This is a genomic window from Halomonas sp. (assembly GCF_031581305.1).
Classification (GTDB): Bacteria; Pseudomonadota; Gammaproteobacteria; order Pseudomonadales; family Halomonadaceae; genus Halomonas.
Genome location: NZ_JAVLBC010000064.1, coordinates 1 through 3240, shown reverse-complemented (window position 1 = coordinate 3240; position 3240 = coordinate 1). Strand labels below are relative to the sequence as shown.

Annotated in this window: 3 protein-coding genes; all 3 read left to right on the top strand. The window is 66.6% G+C overall.

From position 1 onward, the window contains the following. Positions 1-1740: FAD-linked oxidase C-terminal domain-containing protein (locus RI841_RS07270; protein WP_310704926.1), on the top strand; the 1740-nt coding region annotated here is incomplete at its 5' end. Positions 1741-1820: 80 nt separating this feature from the next. Beyond that, on the top strand, positions 1821-2021 hold the full coding sequence (locus RI841_RS07265; RefSeq protein WP_310704925.1) for a DUF2905 domain-containing protein: 201 nt from the start codon (positions 1821-1823) through the stop codon (positions 2019-2021). A 79-nt stretch (positions 2022-2100) separates the two neighbouring features. Further along, positions 2101-3240: sodium:proton antiporter (locus RI841_RS07260; protein WP_310704924.1), on the top strand; the 1140-nt coding region annotated here is incomplete at its 3' end.

Here is a 3240-nt window from a genome sequence, read left to right as displayed (position 1 = left end):
CTGATCCGCGAGGTCTCCGACGAAGTGGCCGAGCTCACCCAGCGCTACCATGGGCTGCTGTGGGGCGAGCACGGCAAGGGGGTGCGCTCCGAGTATGCGCCCAGGTTCTTCGGCGAGCTCTACCCCAGCCTGCAGCAGGTCAAGGCGGCATTCGACCCACACAACCAGCTCAATCCAGGCAAGATCGCCACACCGCTTCCCCTGTCTCCCCACCCTGAGTCCATGGAAACGCCTCCTGACGATGCGAGCCGGACGTCGAACGACGGGGAGGACGTTCAGGCCGTCACGTGGGTCGATCCGGGCCTGCTGACCATCGATGGGGTCACCACCCGCGGCCAGCTCGACCGAACCATCGACGAGAAGGCCTGGCAGGCCCACGCCGCCACCGTCTACTGCAACGGCAACGGCGCCTGCTACAACTATGACCCCGATGACGCCATGTGCCCCTCCTGGAAGGCCACCCGGGATCGCATCCACTCACCCAAGGGGCGCGCCAGCCTGATTCGCGAATGGCTGCGCCTGCAGGGCGACGCCAGCATCGATCTGGTCGAGGAGTCACGCAGGAAGAAGGCCGAAGGCGTCTGGGGGTTCGTCAGGGGCCTTCCCGTGCGCACACTGAACACCCTGAGGCACCGACGCGGCGAGGACGATTTCTCCCATGAGGTCTATGACGCCATGGCAGGCTGTCTCGCCTGCAAGTCCTGCGCCGGCCAGTGCCCGATCAAGGTCAACGTGCCCGACTCGCGCTCGCAGTTCCTGGAAGTCTACCACGGCCGCTATCTGCGTCCGCTGCGCGACTACCTGATCGGCGGCCTGGAGTTCATGGTGCCGACCCTGTCGCGCATCGCGCCGCTCTACAATGCCAGCCTGGGCAACCGCCTGGTGGAGCGCCTGCTGGCCGGCCCGGTTGGCATGGTCGACAGCCCGCGGCTCTCTCGCGCCAGCCTCAAGAAGCAGCTGGCGGCCTGGGGCGTGGCCGAGGCAACGCCCACCTCGCTTGGTCTGCTCACCGATGCCCAGAAGGCACGCAGCGTGGTGATCGTCCAGGACGCCTTCACCAGCTACTTCGAGGCCAAGCTGGTCATGGATATCGTCGAGCTGCTCGCCCGACTCGATGTCCGGGTATTCGTGGCGCCCTTCTCGCCCAACGGCAAGCCCCTCAACGTCCAGGGCTTCCTGGGCGCCTTCGAGCGTACCGCGGAGAAGCAGGCCAGACGCCTCAAGACGCTGGCCGCGTTCGGCGTGCCGCTGGTCGGCATCGACCCGGCCATGACCCTGACCTACCGCCAGGAGTACGTGAAGGCGCTGGGGCCAGACGCCGTTCCCGAGGTGCTGATGCTGCAGGAGTGGCTGGTGGCGCATGCCGCCACCCTGGCGCCCGGCGGCCTGACGCTGGACGACCCCGGTTACAAGCTGCTCTCCCACTGCACCGAGAAGACCAACGCCCCGGGCAGCCCCAGGGCATGGCAGCAGGTATTCACCGCCTTCGGCCTGGAGCTTACGCTGGTCAACACCGGCTGCTGCGGCATGTCCGGCACCTATGGCCACGAGGCCCGAAATCTCGAGACCTCGAAGACCATCTATGCGCAATCCTGGCAGCCGGTGGTGGAGAACACGGACCACTCGGGTAAGCTGCTGGCCACCGGCTACTCCTGCCGCAGCCAGGCCAAGCGGCTCTCCGACACCGCCCTGCCCCACCCGCTGCAGGGGCTGCTGGAAATGCTGCGCCGCGCTGGCTGAGCCAAAACGCAGGCGCCCACCGGGAAAATCGACAGTAGTTGCCAAGTCGAGCGTAAAACACGTGAGCAGGAGGCGAATCAATGAACCGCACCCTGATACTCGTCGGACTGTTGATCGTCGCCATCGGGCTGCTCTGGCCGTGGCTCTCCCGCTTGCCCCTCGGCCAGCTTCCCGGCGATATCGTCATCCGCCGCGAGAATGTCTCGTTCTTCTTCCCGATCACCACCATGATTCTGGTCAGCCTGGCGATCTCGGCGCTTCTCTGGTTCTTCCAGCGCTGATCCCGGGCACGACGACAGCGATTGTACACCCCATCGGTAATAACTAATCTGTAAACTGCCCTTCGCCAGGAAGCCTGCCATGGAAAGCCCCGCCGTCCTGCTCACCGGCATCGGTCTTCTCTCACTAGGTTGCCAGTGGCTCGCCTGGCGACTCAGGGTCCCCGCCATCCTGCCGCTGCTGCTCACCGGCATCCTTGTCGGGCCCATCACCGGCCTGCTGGACCCCGACGCCCTGCTCGGCAACCTGCTCTTCCCGCTGGTCTCGCTGGCCGTGGCCGTGATCCTCTTCGAGGGCAGCCTGACCCTGAGCTTCGCCGAGCTGCGCGGGCACGGCCATACGGTGCGTCGCCTGGTGACCTGGGGCGTGCTGCTCACGGCACTGATCAGCGCCCTGGCCGCCCGCTGGCTGCTCGACCTGTCATGGGGAATGGCCAGCGTGCTCGGCGCTCTGCTGGTGGTCACCGGCCCCACCGTCGTGCTGCCCCTCCTCGAGACCCTGCGGGCCAAGGAATCCCTGTCCCAGATCCTGCGCTGGGAGGGCATCCTCATCGATCCCATCGGTGCCATCGGCGCAGTGCTGGTCTACGAGTATGTGGTGATCGGCACCTCCGGGAATGCCTTCATGCATACCCTGGGGCTGTTCGGCCTGTCCGCCCTGATCGGCTTCGGTTTGGGGGGCCTGGGCGGTTACCTCTGGGGCTGCGTGCTGCGCCACCACTGGCTGCCGCGCCAGCTGCACAGCTTCGGCACCCTGATGGTCATGCTGACCCTCTACACCCTCTCCAACCAGCTCTTCCATGAATCCGGGCTGCTGACCGTCACGGTGATGGGCGTGTGGATGGGCAACATGCCACGGGTGCCTACCGGCCCCATCGTCGAGTTCAAGGAGACCCTGTCGGTGCTCTTGATCTCGGGCCTCTTCATCCTGCTCGCCGCGCGGCTCGGCATCGAGCAACTGGCCCTGCTGGGGTGGCCGGCCTGGGCCTACCTGGCGGCGCTGATGCTGGTGGCGCGGCCGCTGACCGTGTGGCTCTGCACCGCGGGCAGCGGGCTCGACTGGCGGGAGAAGGCACTGCTGGCCTGGATCTCGCCGAGGGGCATCGTGGCGGCAGCGGTGGCCTCGCTGTTCGCCCTCAAGCTCGAGGCCCAGGGCCTCGAGGGGGCCGAGATGCTGGTGCCGGTGACCTTCATGGTGATCATCGCCACAGTGGTGATCCAG

Coding starts and splice junctions, on each gene's coding strand:
- RI841_RS07265 (WP_310704925.1), top strand. CDS start 1,821: ATGAACCGCACCCTGATACTCGTCGGACTGTTGATCGTCGCCATCGGG.